Below are 21,781 nucleotides of genomic sequence, written 5' to 3'. Positions count from 1 at the left end.
ATTGGTATCCAGGTACTGTGGCGAGGTTGGTTAAAATTACACGATCTCTGTGAGGGTTGGCAGCTTGCAAAAGAGACTTAACGGGAAAAGTCAGCTGCAAAAATCTGCTGTGCGTGTTCAGGTAACTGTTCTTGAATTTCAACAGGCAATTCATTTATTGTTTGATCAGCCATAAACTTACTCCGATTATCTCAAGTTAAGTTCATGTTGAAAAACTGGCAATAGAACTTCCTCTTTCTGGAAGTAGAGAAGCAAATAATCTTACTTTGGGCTGAGTCAAGCAATTTTTAAATCAGCGATGCAACGATATTAATAGTCATAGCCAAAATGGTGGTATTGAAAAAGAAGGATAATATGCTATGTAATAGAGTCAAGCGCCTCATATCGGGTGATGTAGTTTGCACATCTGAAACTTGACTAGTCATGCCAACTACAAATGAATAATATAAAAATTCCCAATAGTCTGGACAGTCGTTATTAGGAAAATCTAATCCTCTGGTGATTTCTTGACTATTATTACGATTAATATATTTGTAATAGCTGTGTGCATATTGCACAGCAAACATCGTATGCACTAGTAACCAGGAACCCACAATGGTCATAATTGCAAGTATGACATGTAGGGTAAGCAGAATTGTTGATAACCCTTTTTTATCATTTAGTAAAAACACAATGGCTAAAACACTAATACAAGCCGCAGCTATTACCAGCAGGAATATAGCTAAATGTCCTTCATATTCATTCTCAGCATAACGGCGAATTTTTTCTGGCGTAGCCTTAATCATTTTCCACCACGTTACGGCTAAGAAAAAGTCTATACCGGAGTTCCAAGCGCAGAGGATGCGAGTGGGTAAGTGCAGCAAATGCGGAAGGATTACTGAAACTAATACAGCGAGTCCGACTGCAATGATTAGTCGGAGTCGGGGGTCAAAGTTTTTAAATAAATTCAGGTTCACAGATATCTTGCACCAAGTAATAGAGATTAAAAATTGTACTTCAGTTGCTAGCCTTTGGAGAACCCGAAGGAGTACAAGTCTATGAAGTCACCCAACACACTGACTCGGCTATACAGAAGCGGCTTCCCTTAGTCCTGTAGGGAAACAACCTACGCGCAGCGTCAGCCAAAAAAGAAGGGCAGTCCGCCTAATGGTTAACGCTCTTTTATGTCTCTGAGGAGAGAAAAATAAGATGCTGACCTTGAATCTTTTTCAAAGCCTCGCTTGATAAGCATTGCCAAAAAATCTTTGTTTGAAATCAAGCACGGAGAAAGAAGGTTTGAAATATTCTCTAATAAGAGTAATAAAAGAACGTTAATTAAGATGGTAGCTGGATTTGAGCCAAGCTATATTAAAGCGTGCTGCATTATCAACCCTTTGTAGGTGTAGAAAAATCTTGAACGTGAACCTGAGCGTAATACTCAGCAAACAATTCAAATGAAGTTGCAGGCTTGTGTAAGATATCTGTGATCAGCGTTGTCACCATTGAGCCTGCTCCAGCTTTCCAGCAGTCAAATAACTGCCCTTCCGCATCCAAATACCATTCGGGTTCTCCATTGGCGAGTCGAGCCGCTTTGAGGTCGGCAGGTGTGAGATTGACGTATTTAACTTCTTGGTTTAAGACTTTAGCAAAATAGTCCGCAACTTGATCAAATGAAACGGCTTCGGGGCCGGTCAGGTCGTAGGCTTGATTTTCGTGTCCTGACTGACTCAGACAGACGGCTGCCACTGCTGCTACATCTCGCGCATCGACATGAGAGATTTTTGTGTCTCCGACTGAATTATAGAATGCACCTTGTTGCGCGATCGTTTGAGCAAACCAGCGCATATTCTGCATCAACATATTCGGGCGTAAATGTGTCCATGCCATGCCTGATTCTTCCAAGTGTTCTTCAATTTGGCGATGCCACTGTTGAAACTTACTGGGTAATTCCCCAGCATGAAGCACAGAAATCTTTACAACATGGCGAACGCCTGCTTGTTTTGCTACATCAATAAAATTGCATTCTAACTCAACTTGACGTGGCTCGTTGGGGGTAACCAGAAAAGCGGTTTCACAGCCTTGAAGGGCAGGGTCTAAAGTTTGTGGCTGTGAGAAATCACCTTGTGCCAGTTCTATCCCTTGCGCTTGAATAGCAGCTTTTTTCACATCTCGCACCAATCCTCGAATTACAACATCTCGGTTCAGCAGATGCTGAATGACTTCTCCCCCAATGTTCCCAGTTACACCAGTTACTAAAATCGTCATTGGCATTCTCCTAAAAGAAATAAAGTATTAGTACAATACTTATTTATTAGCAATTTTAAAAAGTGCGTTGTCACGCGCTAGTTTCGATTTAAACTTCTTGCGGTAAGTCTAATTGTTCATGTTTTTGAATGCAACCTGCTTGAACATCTTTAACGTACTTATTCCATTAAAGGTAAGCTTTTAAAAGCTCTCTCGCCAGGAATTTTTTACAATCAATCAATTTTAGAGTATCTGCTTCTCTAAAATAAAGTCAGTGGTGCAATTTTGTGAACTACATCTGCACTCTGACTAGAAAGGCAGTTAGGAGAATTAGGGCAAGGTACTAATTTACTGTTGTTAACATCTAAATTATTCGGAGGTTTGCTAGTAAAAACCATAATTATGTCTTAGGAAAAGTAAATAAGTATACTCTCACACTTTGGTTTTAATCACTGTAATACTTTAGTGCGATCGCATCTTCTGGCAGATGACAGATTCACTAAAATATCGGTGATGCGATCGCTCTATGATCCGGTAAGTATCGTCTAAGCGAAGACAGATTATGACGCAAACAATTTCCATCAACGACTCTGGGCGCTTGCAACTCACACCGCTAGAAATCCCATCCCGTCTGCTGTTGGGGTCTGGGCCCTCCAATGCCCATCCTACAGTTCTCCAGGCAATGAATACTTCAGCAGATTTTTGATTTTAGTAACTTTATCCTCCCATTAGGTTATTTCTTCCAAGGTAGTTTAGTTCCCATTTCAGTCAATGCAGAAAAGATGAGATAGACAATAAGTAACCCAGCAGCTGCAAAGAAAGCCAGTAAATCGTTATCCATAAATGCTATTTGCTAAAACTTCGCTAATTATAACGGAATCACCTAATCTTTAACGTTTTTCTGAGCCTGCAATCTTTGGTCTTCTGGGTGCAAATTGTACCAGCCATACCAGTGACGAACTCCTAGCCAAACGGCTGAAAGCAAACCTGCTAGGCTGAGGGTGAGGCCGCTAAACGGTATTAATAATCCAAAGATGGGTAATACTGCTCCAGCAAGAGTGCAGATAATCGCAGCCAGGCAAGCACTGCGGCTGGCTCCCAATCCCCATATTAAAATTAGTAAGATGATGGAAATTAAAGTCCAAGCCAATTGAGCATTTATAACGCGAGCTAGATAGGTCAAAATCAACAGACAAGCAAAGAAAATACCACCAGCGAGCGCTACATTTTTGTAACTCATTGGCAGTGACAAATATAACAACAATATCCACCACAAAAATATTGCTGGTGCTAGTAATAAAAGACGCGGAATTACTCCCGTATGACGAATAGGTTCGGTGTTGGTAAACACTCCAAATGGATTTTTGACTGAGACATTATCATCAAATTTCCAAGTAAATTGCGTACTGCGTCCGTCAGATTTAATCTCATCAGGTTCAATACCACTGGCAAAATTAGCCGGAGCAAAGTTAGCAATTGCGGTGAGGCGGAAGTTAGATAGCATCTGTCCCGCCGCACTATAAACCCAGCGAGGCCCGCCTCTAGCCTGATAGGTGACTCGAAAAGTGGTTTCTTCGCCTGGTTGCAGCTGGAAGGGAAAACCATAGTCTCCCGGATTGGTTTGTTGTAACCTAGTATTGTCACGCTCGATTTTGTAGCTAGCAAGCAGTGTATAGCCGTTGGGTGGCGGTGCTTCAAAGAAAAAATTATTAATATCCTTGAGTTGGTTAGCTATTTTATAATCGGCAGTATAATTTGCCCGATAAATTGAGCTGCGACCTGGAACATCTATACTTTGGTCAAGCTTGACTTGAATTTGCGAACCAGCTAACGTCAAAAAGCGGTTGATCTCTCGTGTCTGGTTTACCTTAACTATTTTGCCATTGACTTGAGTGGTATAAGAGTATGGCTCTCGAATAGAGTAGCGCACTTGGGGCGCAAATTGTTCGAGCTTCTCACCTGCAACACTTTCAGCTACTTGAGCCACCTTTGCTTGTTCCCAGTAGTGGTAGCGATTGCTTAAAGTTGAACAGAGAAAAAATCCCGGTATTAACAGAACTAATACCAGAGTTAAATGCTGTAATCCCTGCAACAGTTGGGAATAACGAATAGCCCATTCGCCGATGAATATAAGTTGTTCCGGCTGGCTTCGACGCAGGGAAAAACTGATCAGAGCGATCGCAACTCCCAAAGCTACAATCAAAAATACTAATAACAGTGAAACTTTGAGCGCCTGGGTTCCAAATTGAACAAGCTCAATCGGATGCGTCAAATCGGGTAATCCGGGAATACCTTGAGCAGAAGATGACATTGGTTGATTTTTGTAGAATTTGGAGAAGCAGACCGATAAAATCTCTTAAAAGTTTCTGGACAATAGTTTTATTTGATACACTTACAGTTTCAACAAGGGCTGCGTAGGCGTAGCCAACCGTAGGCATCGCTCTAACCCAGAATTGCTCGACTGCAACTTGGTATAAACATCAAAAGCCCGGTCATGAAGACCGAGCTTTTGAGCGGAAACAATGGGGCTATATTCCCCGAAGGTTAGTTATAGAGGTTCAGTATAATATCGATGCTCTAATAAGTGATACCACCCCGCTGTTATCGATTCCGGAAAATTCGCTAAGAATTTTTGAGTAGCCTTTATCTCCCAAAATATAGCAAGTGACTAGTGCAGCACAGCAGAAATAACTATCCATTTGAAAAAACCTAAAAAGGTTACTGTATAAGCTTTCTTACTTCTTGGATTATAGGAATGCGAATTGAAACGTGAGAAAATACGGAGATTAAAAGTACGTATTTATAGGCATTTAAGCGATTTTATTTCTCACGAATGATTTAGGATTGCTATAGCGCTGTTGTATCATTTTCATTAGCCAGTCTGATTGCAGCCTTCACAGCAAATCCTTTTTGGGTTAAAAATTAATTATCCAAACTCAACATACTCAATAATGGTTCCATCAGGATGCATCGCTCGCATATTAACTCCAGTGGGGACATTGTTAGGTTCTGCCAGAATCACTGCACCCTGCTGAATAAGTACTTCTTTAAAATCATTGAGGGAGTCAACTAGAAATGTTGCGTGTGTACTTTTGAATGGAGAGAGTGTTTCAGCCGAACCAGCAATTAAAAGAATAGAACCCACACCTGCAAGTTCCAACTCCGCCTCGGAATATTGAAACCACAACCAACATTTTTCTGTAAAAAGGTTTTCATAGAAAGCGATCGCCTCATCCAACTCTATCGGACTCAGATAGACTCTAGTTAGTACTTTAATAATTTGCATTGCAAACTGTCTATTAAGCAGCTAGTGTATTTTATTTGGCTTACTCGGCAATCATAGTTAACTAAGATTGATCGATAAATAGCCTATCTTCAATTTGAAAAAGGTCTTCAACTCTCTATTCACCTAGCTGTTGATCACGTTGTTCACTGTCAATCAAAATACATTTCATTTCTACACCTTTAGCTCCATAGAAGTCATCTGTATAGCTATTACCAATATATATACATGCTCAAGCATCAGTACCTAGCTTTAGAGGATGTCTGAAAAGTTTTTTGTATACACAAAACGCTTAGAGATCCCTCTAAATCCACACCACTTGCTCATGGGGAGCCAATGCGGTCTTGGGCTGTCAAGTAGAGGAGCCAGCCGTGTGGGCGGGTCTGGCGACTTGAGCGGACTGGCGTCAAGTGACGTGAGACGATGCCTTCTTGCCCATAGCGCAGCCTCTGGTAGAGAAGAGGCTGCGCCAACGAGTCTGCGTTCGCCTCTGGTCTTGTAAAGAGCGTCTGGGGTTTCCCCAAGTGAAGTGACTGGCAAGATCAGCAAATATTTGATACTTGTTAGACATCCTCTCAAGAGTGTGTCATAAGTTTGTGGGCTAGGGAGCATCCCAATGCAGGCAAATTTACAAATGAAGCGTAGTTCAACTCTACCAGACGCTTTGCGAACCCAGAACCCTTAGGGTAGCCCAAATGTTGCAATTCACTTGATCTGTACAAAACGATTGCTTTGCTTGACTGCATTCCGTACCCTACGGGAAGGCTCCGCCTACGTAATGACAAATTATGTTTTTACACATTTGGGATGCTCCCTGTGGGCTATCTGCTAAACCTTTTTCCCCTGTGCATAAATAAAATACTTATCTGTCACCTTCACCTCAGCCTAAAAACCTGCTTTTTTTAGCTTATTTTTAAGTTCATCTGGCTGATAAAAAATCTTGAAAATCTGGAATTCTTGACCATTATTTAATTTACGGCTTTTATATATGTTTCCATCGTCTTCAAGAATATGATTGTTAGCCGTTGATGTCGGTTCAAAGGAAGAATCAATGATAAATACTTGTCCACCAACGCGAACAGATTGATAAACTTTCGTCAAAAATGAATCGAGTAATTTTGGTGGCATATGAGAGAGCCAAAAAGCAAAGAACACTAAATCATATTCAGTATCAGGTTGCCATGCAAATAAATCAATTAAGTGATATTCAACACTCAGTGAAAATAACTTAGAGCGATTAATTGCAATCACTTCTTCAGAGGCATCGATCGCAGTAATTTTTTTCCCGAGACTTAAAAGCTCCTGCGTCCAGATACCTGTTCCACATGCTAACTCTAAAATATCATCCACCACGCCAATTTGGTTTAATGTATTTTTGATAACAGCTACTTCATTAAACCAGCGCTGATTGTTTTTGATACCGCGATTATAGCGTCCTATCCTATAGAACCACTCATCATATTCGTTGGCTCTAGCGCGATAGTACTCAATCTGTTGTTGAAGAATATTATCTGTCATCGCCTACTTTATGATCCGATTGAGTTTAGATTTGACACCAATAGCCATAGCTTTAAGGAAAATTTTTTATTCAGCGAATAAACTTGCTTTTTCGCTTTAACTATGTGATATTTTTATCATTCTCTAATCATACGGTAAATCAATAAACTTGCCGGAGTTATGCCGTAGGTTTGCAGAAGTCTGATATTAATTTACCCTGAAAGCAGAGTGATGATGTTGAATAAGTTCTCTCCAACCCAACTGTTGAGTATGGGTTTTGCTTTTCTCCAAAGGTTCCAACAACAAAGAATCCGCACCTTTTCCCTACTGTTTGCAGTGGGACTTAGTTTAACTTTGGCTGTCTCTGCTTGTTCTCCAAGCGCAAGCAACAATGCCACACAAGAGGCAGCTAGCCCCAGTCCAGCAGCTAGCGCTAGCAGTACTACAGTTCACATAGGTTACCAGAAAGCCTCAACTGTCCTCTATGCACTGAAGGCGAAAGGGGAATTAGAGAAAGCTTTTGCAGCTTCAGGATCTTCCGTAACTTGGTCAGAATTTCCGGCTGGCCCCCCACTCCTAGAGGCATTGAATGCAGGCAGTATTGATTTTGGCTATACCGGAGAATCACCACCTATATTTGCTCAAGCTGGGGGTGTTCCTTTGGTTTATGTTGCCTACGATCCTTGGAGTCCCAAAGCTGAAGCCATCCTGGTGCCCAAGGATTCACCTATTAAAAGTGTAGCTGAACTCAAGGGCAAAAAAATTGCTTTTGCCAAAGGTTCTAATGCTAACTACTTATTGGTGAAAGCACTGGAAAAAGCAGGAGTACAGTACAGTGACATCCAACGAGTAACTCTCACTCCCGCCGATGCTCGTGCTGTCTTTGAGAGAAAAAACGTTGATGCTTGGGCAATTTGGGACCCTTATTTAGCCGCAGCAGAAGCAGCAACAGGCGCACGGACTTTAGCAGACGCGACCGGATTAGCTCCCAATCGTGGTTATTATCTGGCTGCAAAATCTTTTGTTGATGCCAAGCCGGATGCCTTGAAAATAGTTCTAGATCAGGTCAAGGAAGTCAGCAACTGGGCAAAGAATAATCCTGGTGAAGTTGCTAAATTTCTTTCCCCTGCTTTGGGTATAGATGCTCCTGTATTGGAAATAGCAGAAAAGCGGCGTGAGTATGATGTACTTCCGCTCACAGATGAAATAATTACTAAACAACAAGAGGTTGCAGATACTTTCTACAAAATTAAATTGATTCCGAAAGAAATCAAAGTTAAGGAAATTGTTTGGCAAGGCAAAGTGAATAATTCCTAATTCCTAATTCGTAATTCCTAATTTGGGAATTACGAATGATGTTACAAGCTAAATTAACAAGTTAATGATTCCGACAGAAATAATGAGGCACCAATTCAGTTTTACTGGAAATTGTATGTACCCGCTCCCGACAAGGAAGCAACGATCGCAGATATATTCCTCGAACCTCAAGTTTATAATGCCGAGCGATTTAAATACTCTTCAGATCCATATCCAACTATTCGTAAAATCCACAAATCATTTATATATCAGGCGGTAAATAACAAACCTAACGATGGACTAAATTTTGTAGTATGACCAATCTCAGCGTTAACCTTAACAAAATCGCTTTACTCAGGAATACTCGAAATTTTGGTAGACCGAGTGTGATTGAAGCGGCTTTTACCTGCATTAAAGCTGGCGCACAGGGAATCACAGTTCACCCACGCCCAGACCAACGACATATCAAGCCCGAAGATGTCAATGCACTGGCGCAGATATTGACTGTTGAGTTCAACATAGAAGGTAATCCATCACCTGAATTTTTAGAGATAGTCCGAAAAATCAAACCAACGCAGTGTACCTTAGTTCCCGATGCACCTGATGCTTTCACATCAGACCACGGATGGGATCTGGCTACAGATGGCTTTTGGCTCAGACCAATCATTCGAGAGTTAAAAGACCTCGGAGTTCGAGTTAGCCTGTTTATGGATACTGACTTAACTCAAATTAAACGTGCTAAAGAGATTGGAAGCGATCGCATTGAGCTATATACAGAACCTTATGCTACAGCTTTTCGTAATGGCAATGTAGAGTCTGTATTTCAAGACTACCAACAAGCAACACAAAAGGCTCAGGAAATTGGTTTAGGAGTCAACGCTGGGCATGATTTAAATCTACAAAACTTAGAAAAGTTCTGTTCAATTTATGGCATACTTGAAGTGTCTATTGGTCATGCCCTGATTGCCGATGCTTTGGAGGTGGGACTATTTACTGCTGTACAAGAGTATTTAAAAATCCTATCTTTGAATTAGATTTAAAAACTTTTCCGAATCCCAAAAGTACTTCAAAAGTTAGTATGCCAGAATCTATAATGGCAAGAAGCTAATTTAAACTCGAAGTAGCGGGAGTCCACTTTTTAAGGCTTCATCCCACAGAGACAATTTTTGAAGTTCTAGCAAAGAAAGAGGTGGATTTACAGGTAGCGGTTGTTGTTGCAGAGATAGTTGCCACCACCCGACATCATGCCACTCACTAAATTTATACCCAACTTTGCAAAATACACCTACAGGTGAAAAACCGACAGCCTCATGTACAGCTACACTTGCTGGATTAGGTAAAGCGATCGCGGCAAAAACGTTGTAAAATCCTTGGAGTTGAAGTAACTGAAAAAGGGAACTATATAAGGCTTTAGCAACTCCTTTTCTGCGATGCTCAACATTTACGTACACAGATGATTCCACAGACCATTGGTAAGCGGCACGAGTCCGGTAGGGAGTAGCATAGGCATAACCTAGAAGTTCACCGTTAATTTGACACACCAGCCAAGGCATTTGCTGTTGATAGTTCTTGATGCGCCCTTGAAATTCCGTTTCACTAGGAGGTTCTATCTCAAAGGAAATCGAAGTTTCTCGGACAACTGGCGCATAAATTGCCAGCATTTTTAAGGCATCACTTTCATTAGCTAGTCTGATTACAGCCTTCATTGCAGATCCTTTTTGGGCTTTGGCAAAGTATTCTATGTTAATCAAAAAATAACTAACTATTTTATGGCTGCAACGAGCAACTTCCAAGATTCCGAAGTCAGACTGTTAAATATATATAAGTTTACCCCAGCTTGGGAAAACGAGCAAATAGTGTTTGGTGCTGCACGACCTGGATACACTAACAATAAGGTTCAAGATTGGATAGAATTCATGAAGTGTCAAGATATCAAACGAGTTTGCTGCCTTCTTCCTGATCAACAGCTAGCTTATTATTCTGGACTTATAAGTACATACAAACAGGAATTTTGTAATCAGCTAGTTTGTTGGGCACCAATTGCAGATTTCCATCTATCTGATTTAGAAACCCTCACACAGAAAATACTTCCTTTCTTAATCGAAGCAGATAAGCAAAATGAGAAAGTCGTAGTCCACTGCTCTGGTGGAATTGGACGTACTGGACATGTATTAGCGGCATGGCTAGTTAGTGTCCGAGGATTATCAAATCAAGCTGCAATAGCTGCTGTGAAAAGAACAGGTAGAAATCCTTATGAGGCTGCGATCGCTGCTGTGTTAAAAGGCAGAAATCCTTGGAAAGTTGTAAAAGAACTTGATGTGCTTCTGAATGATTGCCGTCTAGCAGTGCATAAAGGATCTTGAGTTTGCTATTATCCTATTTAATCGGTATTTCATGAATCGGCTGGCAGATTATACTTGCGACGCTGCTCGTCAGCAAAATCATCAAATGAACGGAATCTACCCGCTTCAAAGTCTTCTAATCCATGTTGAATACCCTTAATAGCTGCTTCTAAGTCTTGCACGTCCCACTCTAGGACAGCCTCTAGCAATTGTGCTGCAACGAAACTAACATCTTGTCCTTGCTGTGCAGCTTTCTCGCGCAGTCGTGCTTCTAATTCTGGGCTAAGGGAAACAACGATCGCCATAATCGGATATTTTGTGGAAGGTTTATAGATATGATTTTATTTCAGAATATCTGATAAAGCTGGGTAGGCGCAGCCAGCCGTAGGCATCACTCTGGGCACAACAACTTATGCTATCACCATTGGCCTTACTAAATCAGGGGATGCTGGCTCAAAATGTAACACCATAATTTGCTCTGGGCGTAAACCGACAGATTCGTATGTGCGGCCATTGCGATCGCTAAATTCAACCTCAAATGCAGCACCACCAGCTAATAATTCTATTACTGTCCCAACTTGACCACGGTACAGGTTGTATTCAGGCAGATCAACTGTCACTGCTACTACATCCAGCAACTTGATTGTACTTTTATTCATCTTGTCTTACTTCCAGATATTACAGAGGATAGCAGGTTGTTAATCTTGGGACATCAGAACCTTCTTCGATAATCCAACCACTGCGAATGGTTGCACTTCTATCTTGCCATTCCAACGTGAAATCTAAAGTATAGCGTTGTCCAAATTCATCGCGCCGTCCCAAGCGAACTTCATGCGTTTTGACTGTTTCCAAAAGAATTTGGCGTAATTCCTCAGCATTGTCTGCTGTCATACTTAAGATTGATGAAAAGAGACAAGCTTTATGTTTTCCTTCATCATGCTCTAAATTAAGGCAGTAATCACGCAATTTACGAATATCAACGACTGCATTTTCTGCATTTGGGATTAGATTAGTTGAACTAGAGCCTTGCATATTCTCAAACGTGATTTGATGCGTAGGCGTAGCCAGCCGTAGGCATCGCTCTCAAAATTAGCATAGGCGATCGCACTCAACTCATCGCTTTGCTGAAGGCAAAGAACCCCCGAGATCTCCGCCGTCCCAATCAGAGCTATCAAGCCAGCCATCATCCTCAGCATCCCACAACAACATATATGCAAGTAATAAGGTATTGATAAATCGCTCTACAGGAATTTACCAATGTCTAGCCATCTTGTCTAATTGTACTTTTGTTACTGAATTCGATGATGCAAAACATTGCAACATATCATCGTGGCTACAAGACCATGCAGAAATAAATTTATCAAAATAAGGTTTATATTTCTCTATTGAATGAGGTTTCTTAAAGTTAGTGAAGCGAACATCTTTAAAGAAGTCTAGTTTTAGGCCAGCAACAAGCCCATCAGAATCTTTACCATAAATATAGTAATAAAGTGAAGTACCTTGACCATTAAAACTGCTAGTAGCACGAATGATTCTCGGAGTGACGAAATCATCTCCCTCGAAATCTGCAAGAACATCCTTTATTGCCATATAGACCGTATTCAGTACTCAAGTATTATTCTTAGGGTTCCCAAACCAGAACAAAGCGTTACATTATTACATGAACAAGATTTATAAAAAGGATACGGTTCGATTTATTTACCTGATTGTCACTTGGCGATGCCCAAGCTGCTTAGAATAGTAGTGATAAAGAGGATTATGATTATGAGCGTCGTCATTCCTAATGAAATATTAAGCGCAACTCGGATGACTGAAGGCGAAATGAAGCAGGAAATTGCAGTGATGCTCTTTCAAAAAGAAAAGTTAACCCTTGCTCAAGCCAGCCGATTTGCAGGTATGAATCGTATAGCATTTCAGCATCTACTCGCAAGTCGTCAAATTTCAGTGCATTATGGGGTCGAGGATTTTGACCAAGATATAGAAAACTTGCGGGCGATGGGTAGACTGTGATCGTTGTCAGTGATACTTCGCCCATTAATAACCTTGCCGCCATTAACCATCTTCATTTACTACAACAGCTTTATGCAACAGTCCTAATTCCTGAAGCTGTCTACCGAGAACTGACTGATCCCAACTTTCCAGTTGCAGGTGCAATTGAAGTCCAAACTTTTATCTGGATTCAAACTCGTCCAGTTCAAGATCGTATACTGGTTAAAGCACTCAGCAATGAACTGGATATTGGTGAAGCTGAAGCGCTCGCTCTAGCGTTGGAAATGAAAGCAGATCAAGTTTTGATTGATGAACGTCGTGGTCGCATAGTTGCAGCTAGGCTAAATCTTGGTTACACAGGAATTTTAGGAATCTTGGTTGAAGCTAAAAGTCAAAGGCTGATTTCTGCTGTGAAACCTTTGTTAGATGCACTGATTAACCAGGCAGGATTTTGGGTGGCGGAACCCTTATACAAGAGGGTTTTGCAGGTTGTTGATGAAAATTAAATGCGGCATAGACTTCCTAACTGAGCAGCAGTAGGCATTCTGAAAATTTTTCACCTATTAACCATCTTAGCATGTGTTTGCGGTTAATTTGTCAGTGATACTTCGCCCATGAATAACCTCGCCACCATTCTACTGTGTTTCTTTTTACTCTAATTCAAATTTATGCCAGAAGTCTATTGACTTCAAACAAATATATTGAGAAGCTAATAGTTAGTTTTACTAATCAATGGAAGTGCATCAAACTTGTGACAATACTGACGGGAAAAATAAATCGGTCAGAATCTCCTAAGGAAACAAGACCGCCGATTTTGGAAACTCAGGGACTCACACGCCGTTTTGGCAAGTTAACCGCAGTTAATAACCTGAGCATATCTGTGGAACAGGGCGAAGTATTTGGCCTACTTGGGCCCAATGGGGCAGGGAAAAGTACAGTTATTAAGATGTTGACAACTTTACTGCCTATCAGTGCAGGGAAAGCAACTCTGGCTGGCTATGATGTGACTCGTCAACCTAATCCTGTGAGAAGCGCTATCGGCTATGTACCCCAGGCGCTTTCTGCTGATGGTAGCCTCACGGGTTACGAAAATCTCTTAATCTTCGCCAAGCTGTATGGAACACCTGCCAAAGGACGTGATCGCCGCATTTATGAGATTCTAGAATACATGGGTTTGCAAGATGCGGCGAAGCGCTTGGTACGAAACTATTCTGGTGGGATGATCCGCAAGCTGGAAATCGGCGTATCAGTTCTGCATCAACCCAAAATTTTGTTTCTTGATGAGCCGACTGTCGGACTAGATCCGATCGCTCGAACTCAAGTATGGCAGCTTGTACTACAACTCTGTGCTGATTACGGCACAACTATATTTTTAACAACCCACTTTTTAGAAGAAGCGGACAGCTTATGTAATCGAGTGGCGATTATGCAGCAAGGTGAAGTCGTTACTACAGGTTCACCAAGCGACTTAAAAGCTTCTTTAGATAATCCAAATGCAACTTTAGATGATGTCTTTATTTACTATACAGGCGACCAGTTAACATCAGGAGTGAACTACCGTGACACAGCAAGAACCAGACGTACTGCTCAACGGTTGGGTTAAAGCACCACCCACTGTCCGAGTAAATTTGATCTCTGCAATTAAAGAGCTAGTTACGAAAACCCTGGCGATCGCCGAATTGGAAGTGCGTAAACTCCGCCACGATCCCACTGATTTAGCAGTCAGATCAGTGCAACCGTTATTATGGTTGCTGATTTTTGGGCAAGTGTTCTCCAAACTTCGGGAAGTTCCGACAGGGAACTTACCATATTTAGACTTTATGGCTGCTGGCATTCTCGCTCAAAGCGTGTTGAATGTGGCGATTTTCAGCGGTGGAATTACACTAATTTGGGAGCGAGATTTAGGGATTGTACATAAATTTCTTGCTAGTCCTACACCCCGTATAGCAATGGTCTTGGGCAAGGCTCTAGCATGTGGGGTACGGTGCTTATCACAGGTAGCAGTAATTTATGTACTGTCTTTTGTCTCAGGTGTAAAATTAAATCTCCATCCTTTAGCTTTTGGGCAAGCGCTACTGATAGTGATGCTGGGGGCGGCTTGCTTTTGTCTTTTTTCATTAATTATTGGCTGTTTGGCAAAAACCAGAGAGCGGATGACAGGAATTGGACAAATGTTAACCATGCCGTTTTTTTTTGCCAGCAATGCTATTTATCCGATCGCAATGATGCCCGACTGGTTAAAGTTTGTTTCCCACTTGAATCCCTTAACTTATCAGGTTGACGCCTTACGCAGCACAATGCTAGTGGATGGAATCAGCGTTTATGGCTTTGGTTTAGATTTGGCAGTTCTCTTATTAACATTAATAATCTTAGCCATTATCGGTGGACGACTTTATCCACGGGTAGCAATGTAATCCGCAATGGAACTAGCATCTATGGCTTTGGTCTGGATTGTACAATTCTCTTATTAACACTAATAATCTTAGCCATCATTGGTGGAAAACTTAATCCACGGGTGGCGATGTAATCAGGAGAACAACAAGCCCATGACCTTGGATAAACCTACTCAAGGTACAACTTCCGAAGAATGTGCCACTAGGGTAATGGACACAGTTCCATTAATGATGCGGTTTATCCGAGCGGATATGCGTGCCCATAGTGCCGCCTTTTTATCTATACCTCAGTTGCGATCGCTGGCATTTATCAACCGCAATCCTGGTGCTTCATTATCTGATTTGGCAGAGCATTTAGGTGTCACCTCTGCCACAGCATCAGCAACTATAGAACGCTTGGTACAACGCGACTTTGTGCAACGCATAGCTCATCCTCAAGAGCGGCGGCGGGTGCTGCTCAATTTGACTGAAGATGGAAAACACCATCTGAAGCAATCCCAAGATCAAACTCGCGCTCATATTACCGACCTGCTGAAAGGTCTTACAGAAGAACAAATTTCAAATATTGAAGAAGGCTTAACTCTACTAAAAAATGTCTTCGAGAAAACCGAACTCAAATCCCCATAAATCTGAGGTTGTACAGCACGATCCCTTTGCGGCCTTAAAATTTCGAGACTATCGGCTATTTACCATTGGACGGCTGGTACTGTCCATAGGGTCGCAAATGCAAACTGTAGCTATCGGCTGGGAACTCTATGAGCGGACTAACTCACCTATCATTCTAGGTGGTGTGGGGCTAGCGCAAGTCTTGCCGATGATTGCTCTCACCTTGATTACCGGACATGTGGCTGATCGCCGCGATCGCAAACTCATCATGTTACTGTCAGTGATGTTGCTAGCTCTCTGCTCCCTGGCTTTGGCAGTGCTTTCCTATACTCAAGGTGCAATTTTTCTAATTTACGCCTGCTTGGTATTAACAGGTGTCGCTAGGGCGTTCTCTAGACCTGCTAGTGATGCTCTGATGTGGCAGTTGATACCTGTCAGTGTGTTTACGAATGCAGCTACTTGGAATAGTAGTAGCTTTCAGTTAGCCGCTGTGATTGGCCCTGCCTTGGGGGGATTCGGCATCGCTTTGCTAGGAAGTGCTACAGGCGTATATGTGCTAGCAACGATCGCCGCATTGCTGTGTTTTATTTTAACGCTGGCGATTAAAGAGCAAAAAGGTATTCGCTTAACTGAGCCAATCTCATTCAAAGCCCTGTCATCTGGTGCTAAGTTTGTTTGGCAGAATCAGTTGATTTTAGCAGCGATTACATTGGATATGTTTGCTGTATTGTTGGGTGGTGCGATCGCGTTGCTACCCATCTTTGCCAAAGATATTTTACATGTGGGGCCAGTAGAGTTGGGATATCTCCAGGCAGGAAACTCCATCGGTGCTTTGACAATGACGATTACGCTGGTGTATTTACCACCGTTACGCAAAGCAGGCCCAGCCTTATTGTGGTCAGTGGTTGGTTTTGGCGTTGTGACAATTATCTTTGGGCTTTCTCGTTCTTTTTGGCTGTCTATGTTGATGCTTACCCTTGGTGGCGCACTGGATAGTATTAGCGTTGTGATTCGCCATACATTAGTTCAAATCAGAACTCCGGATCATTTGCGTGGTCGGGTTGCTGCTATCAATAGCGTGTTTATTAGTGCCTCGAATGAGTTGGGGGGTTTTGAGTCAGGCTTGACTGCTGCTTTATTTGGCCCGGTGATTTCGGTTGTGGGTGGTGGAATTGGCACAATTGTAGTGGTGATTGCTACGGCAATGATTTGGCCAGGAATTCGGAAATTAGGGGCTTTGCAGGAGTATAAATAGAAGTACTTATCTATTTATATAAATTGCATTCTATAGAAATCCGATTTGATTTTTGAAAAAATCTAAGTATACGTAGGGGAGCCAGCCGCGTGGGCGGTTCCGACTTGAGCGGACTGGCGTTGTGTTAGAACGGAGTCCGTAACGCACCAAAAACTTCGGGTGGTGCGTTACCCTTTGCTAACACAACGCCCTTCTCCTGACGGAGACACTGCGCGAACGGGTGACGCTCGTTCGCCCTTGGCGTCTCCCCTTCTCCCAAAGAGAGAGGCTAGCGCCAAGGGAGAAGACTCGCTAACGCTGCGCTAACACCCAATTAACTTGTGTCGTTTCGTGCGGTCTATTCGTGGGTCTGACAAAAGTGCAAAGTGGTCAGCTAAGTAGGATTGGCATAGACGGAACCGGAATTCCGGTTTCTAACTTTGCCACGTTACGTACTCCTTCGGTTTGTACCACCAAACGACTCAGCTCAGCAGCAGCGGGGGCTGGGGAGCCTAAATATCGGGGAAAGCCGTCGTGCCCGGCCGTCGAAGTCGATAAGCAGGTCTACCTCCTTGGCGTACTTGGCATTTGCGACGCCGTCGCTCCTTGGTATCCCAGACACGTGACTGGCAGTTTGAAACGGGTTGGTTCAAGACAGCCGATAGACCCAGTGCTCGAAGCCCAGCAGTCCAGGCCCGGCGGGGAGCAACCGTCCATGTCCGACAAACACCGCCTGGTTGATCCAGGCGTACCGCGGATCGCCCGTCTCCAGCACCCAGTGAGAGTGGATCGACTGGTCGGCGAACGCAGTCGGCGCGATCGCGGTCACGGATCGTCTCAACTTCTCGTTAGCCTCGGCTGGTCCGAAGTAGTGGACGCAGATGACCGCCCCGTCCTCCGTCTCGATCTGAACCCGGACATCCATCCGTATATAGCCGTCTGGACCGGTGAGCATCCAGTCGCTGCCTGATCCAAGGAGCTTGCCGTTGAGCCGTGAACCTTCGATCCGGCCGCCAGTCAACTCGTAGTACTGGCGATTGCCATAAGGACCAGCCCCGGCTTCGTGGGGGTGGCTGCAGGCCACTTGGAACGTGAACTCGTGGACGAGTTGCAGGGATTGTTCAGGCACTGTGTGTCCTCCGTGTTTGCTGCTTTATTAACACACTCATCAACTGGCGGGGCTGAGGAGCCGACACTCATAGAAAGCGTGGCACCCCACCGATCTGTTCCAGCGCCCGATCGCTACTTTCCTAAAAGCACTTGAGGGTCGCCGGTGAACCAAGCGTTATCGATGACGAGGCGACGAATGCACCAAAGCCGCCCCTCTCTGATAAGTTCCACCTCATACCAGTTCATCATCTGGCATTGCCGGGAGTGGTCGCTCGACGGGAGGTGGGTGGCATCCACCAAGGCTCGCAGCGTCGCTACATCTTCATCAACGTGGACACGCACATTTATGATCACGTGTGTCGTCATCTGTGTCCCGGTGTTGGTGCTCAGGAAGTGAACAATCGTCTCACCCCCGGTCAAAAGCGGGAACTCAAGACCCATCTGGCGATCGCACGGACTGAAATCAGCCACGGCATCCTCACTGAACGCCGAGGAGAGGAGTCCCACGTCGTTGTGGTCGACTCCGGCACCGAACCATACAGGGCGTCCATGACCTCCAAGTGGTCGCCAGCAGAAGCGATAGGATTTTGATCAACGGTCATGGCTGTCCCTAGTAATAGATGTTTGTATTCAGATTGCGGGATCGCGCTAGGCACTTGGCGGGCGGTCGAAGTGGATGTCGATCCCATAGATTTCCCGCCCGCGATCAAGGCATTCACTAATCTCCTGCTGCGTGCGTTCCTGCATGCGCGTCTCGAAGGTTTCCACAGCTGCGGTCACGGAGGCGGCCGGGTCGGCCGTCAAGCTGTCAGCCAGTTCTAGCGCGTCCAGCAGAGCCAGGTTCACCCCCTAGGCCTGACCCAGTCCGGCCTGACGTATCGCCCGCTGGCCCGAGTTGGGGCGCAGGTCCAGGCTGCCGCCTTGCGTGCGCGAGGTCGGTGAGTCGTCCCGCTCGAAGACCCTCACGGAGAAGCCTCGCATCTGTAGTAACCGCGCTAGCGTTAAGCCAGCCGGACCAGCCCCGACAATGGCAACTGTGCCGACGGTCTGTAACTCATCGCAAGTTTTCATGTCAGCTCCTTTTGGCGAATGTGTCGTAAGTTTTCATCTCGATTGTGTCGTTCGGCTTTGCTATTGCCATGCTGCCAAATCCTGGTACCTTTACGGGGTGGAATCGCTGCTCTAGCACTGCGTTTGCGAATCTTGTCATAGCTACGTTTTTGGTCGTAAGCCCCATCTGCCGGGACTGGCTTAATTTCATCTTCATGAGGTAATTGCAGTGATAACAATATAAAAGTTATCACTGATAAATAATTACAGCGATAACCATAACACGATTTCACTGATAACACAATACCTGCTAACGGATGATTGTTATCATGGTTAGCATGGATAGCAATACCAATATGAATCCTCGCGATCGCATCTTGGAGGCGGTGGCCCGTCTACTGACTGAGGGGGGACGCGAGGCAGTGTCCACCCGAGCTGTCAGTAGTGCCGCCGGCGTACAGATCCCGACGATCTATCGTCAGTTCGGCGATATGCAGGGCTTGCTTGACGCGGTCACCAGCCAGGGCTACGCCACCTACCTCGCGAGCCATCTTAAGGGCGAGACCGATGAAGACCCCGTGGAAGACCTGCGCCGAGGCTGGGACGTGAACGTCGATTTCGGGTTGGCTAACCCCGCCCTGTACACGCTGATGTACGGCAATCCCCGCCTGGGTGCGCCGCATCCCACTGCTGTCAAGTTGCAGGATGTACTTCTCGAGCGAGTACGGCGGGTCGCCAAGTCCGGTCGCTTGAGCGTCAGCATCGAGCGTGCGGCGGACATGCTGTATGCCGCTGGGGCTGGTGTCGTCCTCGTACTGATTGCACAAGGCGGTGCAAGTCATGACCGAACGCTCTCGGTCGCCACCCGTGAGGCGATCCTTGCGGCGATCACCACCGACCCGCACACTGAGTCTGCGCATGCTCCGCCCTCTCCCCGCAACGATGCAACCCGCTACGCGGTAGCCCTCAAAGCATCCTTATCGCAGGATGCACGTCCGTTTACCACTGCAGAACGTGCCCTCTTTGATGAGTGGCTCACGCGGTTCATCGACACGAAACTTTGATTTGCCGCATCATGTTAATAAGAACAGTTCATTCTCAATAGAATCTAGGTTTTTATTATTAAGTCTAGTTTATTGACAAAAATTTAAGCGATCGCTTTGAGGGTTGGAAAGTGAATCAAAGGACAAATGCTGATTTTGTCGTTGGTTCTTAACGTTGGTTGTGTCAAGAGTAATTTAGATGCGTTCGCCCTGGCAACGCACTGGCTCCCCTACGGATATTTCCAAAATAAAATATGAGTCCTATATCAGCCAAAAAACGCCTTCAAAAGACAGAATTGTTTCAATATAAAAAAAATGGTACTATTAGATAATCAAGTTATAGCCACTATCAAATCTCACATATATAATAAAATTCCACCCCAGCAAGAGATAACAATCAGAATATTGTAGCTTTTGCATAGAGTGGAATTTTTGTTTAGCGAAAGTAGTACATCGCGTAATTAAAAGGTAGAAAAACCCAGAGTTTTGGGATAATATCTAACTTCAATTGCCTTGAAAGTTATGCAATTGGCACTAAGCAATCGGGAAACCACCGTTACTAGCACCAAAATTTGGTATACTGCTATTAGCTGAACCACCCAAATTTAAGCTGCCTTCATTTGGAATTCCATACTTAGCAAAGTCGAAGGTGTTAGAGGTTGGGATCACAGAGCTACCCAAATTAAAGCTGCCTTCTTTTGGAATACCATACTTAGCAGGGTCAAAACTGCCTTCTTTTGGAATACCATACTTATCAAAGTCGAAGCTGTTAGCCGTTGGGATGCCAAAAGCGCCTCCAGGTGCAAACGGATCGCTGAGATTGCTAGCTTGACTACCACCAAGGGAGTTACCAAAAACAGAATTTGTATCAGATGCCATTAGATTTAATCCTCCTATTAGGATATAAATTTTGCTTCATTAATAAATTTACAGAAAGCACGATTTAGCTTTCTTGATAGCTTTTTTTTGTTTTTTTAATTGCTAATCTTGAGATTTATCGACTGAATTACAGAGTGTTTTGATGAAATTTACTGAATAAAAAAAACCTGTAATTAACAATCATCATGTCGATAAGTATATAAAACTTAACTTATTTTTACAATGAAAAATATTTAGATGCTGATGTCAAATCTTTAGATACTTTTACTATTGAAGTTTGCTAGGAAAGATCATTTAAATTGGTATAAATCGGGCTTGACAAATGGATATAACAAATAATAAAAAATAATGCTACTTTTAAAACTTCAAGAAGCAGATTGCTTGCATACCTTAAACAGTGTCTGGAGTAAAGGAGTGGTAAACCTATTCCTTACTTCTTTCAGAATTGGCAACTTAAACTTGTTAAGTTTGCTCCCCACGAGGGTGGTTAGCAGCTTGTGATAACAGAGATTCTGCAAATGCGATCGCATTTGCAGATTTCTCACCAGCTAACGGCGCTAGTTCTTCCTAGCGAGTGGTTAAATTCTCCAAGGTAGTAACTCTTACAACGGTACGCTGCTCGCTCGGCGTTGCCATTGTTAGCTTTTTTACCTTTGCCTTGATTATATAGTTTGCTTATTCACACGCAAATGACGATCAGCCATTGCAGCAACTAAATGCTAGTGGGTACACAAGATGTATGGTAACCGTTCATGGGGTTCGCAAAGGTTACCGGAGAAAATACACATTGATGGTAGAGTCAGAGGCATGGATGTCTTGTGCCTCATTTACGGGAT

At 43.7% G+C, this 21,781-nt stretch carries 26 protein-coding genes and 3 pseudogenes; 11 read left to right on the top strand and 18 right to left on the bottom strand.

Annotated features, from left to right (window positions below):
* Nucleotides 1-287: 287 nt before the first annotated feature.
* Together V7K21_RS23935 and V7K21_RS23930 are read right to left on the bottom strand one after the other, a co-directional pair.
* Complete coding sequence (locus V7K21_RS23935; protein ID WP_335177662.1) at nt 288-956, bottom strand: DUF1345 domain-containing protein; 669 nt, start codon at nt 954-956, stop codon at nt 288-290.
* A 409-nt stretch (nt 957-1,365) separates the two neighbouring features.
* Nucleotides 1,366-2,244, bottom strand: a complete 879-nt coding sequence (locus tag V7K21_RS23930; protein ID WP_335177661.1) for an SDR family oxidoreductase — start codon at nt 2,242-2,244, stop codon at nt 1,366-1,368.
* Between the two features lie 541 nt (nt 2,245-2,785).
* Between V7K21_RS23930 and V7K21_RS23920 the strand changes: the two are divergent.
* A pseudogene (locus V7K21_RS23920) lies at nt 2,786-2,917 on the top strand (alanine--glyoxylate aminotransferase family protein); the annotation flags it as partial.
* Between the two features lie 189 nt (nt 2,918-3,106).
* Here the strand turns inward: V7K21_RS23920 and V7K21_RS23915 are convergent.
* The 4 genes from V7K21_RS23915 to V7K21_RS23900 all read right to left on the bottom strand — a co-directional run bounded on the left by V7K21_RS23915 (nt 3,107) and on the right by V7K21_RS23900 (nt 7,024).
* Nucleotides 3,107-4,534: a hypothetical protein gene (locus V7K21_RS23915; RefSeq protein ID WP_335177660.1), complete on the bottom strand. Its 1,428-nt coding sequence runs from the start codon at nt 4,532-4,534 to the stop codon at nt 3,107-3,109.
* A 615-nt stretch (nt 4,535-5,149) separates the two neighbouring features.
* Nucleotides 5,150-5,509 (bottom strand): VOC family protein, encoded by a 360-nt coding sequence (locus V7K21_RS23910; RefSeq protein WP_335177659.1) that lies wholly within the window; start codon nt 5,507-5,509, stop codon nt 5,150-5,152.
* A gap of 320 nt (nt 5,510-5,829) precedes the next feature.
* Complete coding sequence (locus V7K21_RS23905) at nt 5,830-5,979, bottom strand: hypothetical protein (protein WP_335177658.1); 150 nt, start codon at nt 5,977-5,979, stop codon at nt 5,830-5,832.
* A 412-nt stretch (nt 5,980-6,391) separates the two neighbouring features.
* Nucleotides 6,392-7,024 carry a class I SAM-dependent methyltransferase gene (locus V7K21_RS23900; protein WP_335177657.1) on the bottom strand — a complete coding sequence of 211 codons (633 nt, stop codon included), beginning with the start codon at nt 7,022-7,024 and terminating at the stop codon, nt 6,392-6,394.
* 213 nt (nt 7,025-7,237) lie between these two features.
* On the opposite strand from V7K21_RS23900, the gene V7K21_RS23895 reads away from it, so the two are divergent.
* The gene (locus tag V7K21_RS23895; protein ID WP_335177664.1) at nt 7,238-8,320 is read left to right on the top strand and encodes a sulfonate ABC transporter substrate-binding protein; all 1,083 of its coding nucleotides are present in this window, start codon (nt 7,238-7,240) and stop codon (nt 8,318-8,320) included.
* Nucleotides 8,321-8,613: 293 nt separating this feature from the next.
* Nucleotides 8,614-9,333: a pyridoxine 5'-phosphate synthase gene (locus V7K21_RS23890; RefSeq protein WP_335177656.1), complete on the top strand. Its 720-nt coding sequence runs from the start codon at nt 8,614-8,616 to the stop codon at nt 9,331-9,333.
* Nucleotides 9,334-9,408: 75 nt separating this feature from the next.
* Here the strand turns inward: V7K21_RS23890 and V7K21_RS23885 are convergent, their stop codons facing one another.
* Entirely contained in the window at nt 9,409-10,005 is a 597-nt protein-coding gene (locus V7K21_RS23885) for an arsinothricin resistance N-acetyltransferase ArsN1 family B (RefSeq protein WP_335177655.1), read from the bottom strand.
* 111 nt (nt 10,006-10,116) lie between these two features.
* On the opposite strand from V7K21_RS23885, the gene V7K21_RS23880 reads away from it, so the two are divergent.
* The gene (locus tag V7K21_RS23880) at nt 10,117-10,662 is read left to right on the top strand and encodes a protein-tyrosine phosphatase family protein (RefSeq protein ID WP_335177663.1); all 546 of its coding nucleotides are present in this window, start codon (nt 10,117-10,119) and stop codon (nt 10,660-10,662) included.
* A 29-nt stretch (nt 10,663-10,691) separates the two neighbouring features.
* Here V7K21_RS23880 and V7K21_RS23875 read toward each other — a convergent pair whose 3' ends face one another.
* From V7K21_RS23875 to V7K21_RS23860, 4 genes are all read right to left on the bottom strand, one after another.
* A complete protein-coding gene (locus V7K21_RS23875) occupies nt 10,692-10,946 on the bottom strand; it encodes a hypothetical protein (protein ID WP_335177654.1) in 255 nt (84 codons plus the stop codon).
* A 105-nt stretch (nt 10,947-11,051) separates the two neighbouring features.
* The gene (locus V7K21_RS23870) at nt 11,052-11,300 is read right to left on the bottom strand and encodes a DUF4926 domain-containing protein (RefSeq protein ID WP_335177653.1); all 249 of its coding nucleotides are present in this window, start codon (nt 11,298-11,300) and stop codon (nt 11,052-11,054) included.
* A 19-nt stretch (nt 11,301-11,319) separates the two neighbouring features.
* Nucleotides 11,320-11,673 carry a DUF6883 domain-containing protein gene (locus V7K21_RS23865; protein WP_335177652.1) on the bottom strand — a complete coding sequence of 118 codons (354 nt, stop codon included), beginning with the start codon at nt 11,671-11,673 and terminating at the stop codon, nt 11,320-11,322.
* Between the two features lie 219 nt (nt 11,674-11,892).
* A complete protein-coding gene (locus V7K21_RS23860) occupies nt 11,893-12,231 on the bottom strand; it encodes a hypothetical protein (protein ID WP_335177651.1) in 339 nt (112 codons plus the stop codon).
* Between the two features lie 174 nt (nt 12,232-12,405).
* On the opposite strand from V7K21_RS23860, the gene V7K21_RS23855 reads away from it, so the two are divergent.
* The 6 genes from V7K21_RS23855 (at nt 12,406) to V7K21_RS23830 (ending at nt 16,884) form a co-directional block, all read left to right on the top strand.
* Nucleotides 12,406-12,651 (top strand): UPF0175 family protein, encoded by a 246-nt coding sequence (locus V7K21_RS23855; protein ID WP_335177650.1) that lies wholly within the window; start codon nt 12,406-12,408, stop codon nt 12,649-12,651.
* On the top strand, nt 12,648-13,136 hold the full coding sequence (locus V7K21_RS23850) for a DUF3368 domain-containing protein (RefSeq protein WP_335177649.1): 489 nt from the start codon (nt 12,648-12,650) through the stop codon (nt 13,134-13,136). The genes V7K21_RS23855 and V7K21_RS23850 overlap by 4 nt, the downstream gene beginning before the upstream one ends.
* Nucleotides 13,137-13,381: 245 nt before the next feature.
* A complete protein-coding gene (locus V7K21_RS23845) occupies nt 13,382-14,233 on the top strand; it encodes an ABC transporter ATP-binding protein (protein ID WP_335177648.1) in 852 nt (283 codons plus the stop codon).
* Nucleotides 14,190-15,044, top strand: a complete 855-nt coding sequence (locus tag V7K21_RS23840; RefSeq protein ID WP_335177647.1) for an ABC transporter permease — start codon at nt 14,190-14,192, stop codon at nt 15,042-15,044. The genes V7K21_RS23845 and V7K21_RS23840 overlap by 44 nt, the downstream gene beginning before the upstream one ends.
* A 132-nt stretch (nt 15,045-15,176) precedes the next feature.
* Nucleotides 15,177-15,650 carry a MarR family winged helix-turn-helix transcriptional regulator gene (locus V7K21_RS23835; protein WP_335177646.1) on the top strand — a complete coding sequence of 158 codons (474 nt, stop codon included), beginning with the start codon at nt 15,177-15,179 and terminating at the stop codon, nt 15,648-15,650.
* Nucleotides 15,616-16,884 carry an MFS transporter gene (locus V7K21_RS23830; protein ID WP_335177645.1) on the top strand — a complete coding sequence of 423 codons (1,269 nt, stop codon included), beginning with the start codon at nt 15,616-15,618 and terminating at the stop codon, nt 16,882-16,884. The genes V7K21_RS23835 and V7K21_RS23830 overlap by 35 nt, the downstream gene beginning before the upstream one ends.
* A gap of 628 nt (nt 16,885-17,512) precedes the next feature.
* Here the strand turns inward: V7K21_RS23830 and V7K21_RS23825 are convergent.
* The 5 genes and pseudogenes from V7K21_RS23825 to V7K21_RS23810 all read right to left on the bottom strand — a co-directional run bounded on the left by V7K21_RS23825 (nt 17,513) and on the right by V7K21_RS23810 (nt 19,277).
* Nucleotides 17,513-17,992 carry a DUF3237 domain-containing protein gene (locus V7K21_RS23825; RefSeq protein WP_335177644.1) on the bottom strand — a complete coding sequence of 160 codons (480 nt, stop codon included), beginning with the start codon at nt 17,990-17,992 and terminating at the stop codon, nt 17,513-17,515.
* 113 nt (nt 17,993-18,105) lie between these two features.
* Nucleotides 18,106-18,492, bottom strand: a pseudogene (locus V7K21_RS23820) (nuclear transport factor 2 family protein); the annotation flags it as partial.
* A 129-nt stretch (nt 18,493-18,621) separates the two neighbouring features.
* Nucleotides 18,622-18,819, bottom strand: coding sequence for a hypothetical protein (locus V7K21_RS23815; RefSeq protein WP_335177643.1), 198 nt, complete (start codon nt 18,817-18,819; stop codon nt 18,622-18,624).
* 3 nt (nt 18,820-18,822) lie between these two features.
* The gene (locus V7K21_RS30865) at nt 18,823-19,044 is read right to left on the bottom strand and encodes an FAD-dependent oxidoreductase (RefSeq protein WP_442948916.1); all 222 of its coding nucleotides are present in this window, start codon (nt 19,042-19,044) and stop codon (nt 18,823-18,825) included.
* A complete protein-coding gene (locus V7K21_RS23810) occupies nt 19,041-19,277 on the bottom strand; it encodes a transposase (protein WP_442948915.1) in 237 nt (78 codons plus the stop codon). The genes V7K21_RS30865 and V7K21_RS23810 overlap by 4 nt, the downstream gene beginning before the upstream one ends.
* Nucleotides 19,278-19,340: 63 nt before the next feature.
* Between V7K21_RS23810 and V7K21_RS23805 the strand changes: the two genes are divergently transcribed.
* A complete protein-coding gene (locus tag V7K21_RS23805) occupies nt 19,341-20,087 on the top strand; it encodes a TetR/AcrR family transcriptional regulator (protein ID WP_335177642.1) in 747 nt (248 codons plus the stop codon).
* Nucleotides 20,088-20,600: 513 nt separating this feature from the next.
* Here the strand turns inward: V7K21_RS23805 and V7K21_RS23800 are convergent.
* Together V7K21_RS23800 and V7K21_RS30860 are read right to left on the bottom strand one after the other, a co-directional pair.
* Nucleotides 20,601-20,945: a hypothetical protein gene (locus V7K21_RS23800; protein ID WP_335177641.1), complete on the bottom strand. Its 345-nt coding sequence runs from the start codon at nt 20,943-20,945 to the stop codon at nt 20,601-20,603.
* A 462-nt stretch (nt 20,946-21,407) separates the two neighbouring features.
* A pseudogene (locus V7K21_RS30860) lies at nt 21,408-21,661 on the bottom strand (DNA repair protein RecN); the annotation flags it as partial.
* Between the last annotated feature and the right edge of the window lie 120 nt (nt 21,662-21,781).

It is taken from the genome of Nostoc sp. (assembly GCF_036919595.1).
Lineage (GTDB): Bacteria > Cyanobacteriota > Cyanobacteriia > Cyanobacteriales > Nostocaceae > Nostoc.
Note: the sequence above shows the minus strand (reverse complement) of the source record. Positions and strands in the feature narration are given on the sequence as shown.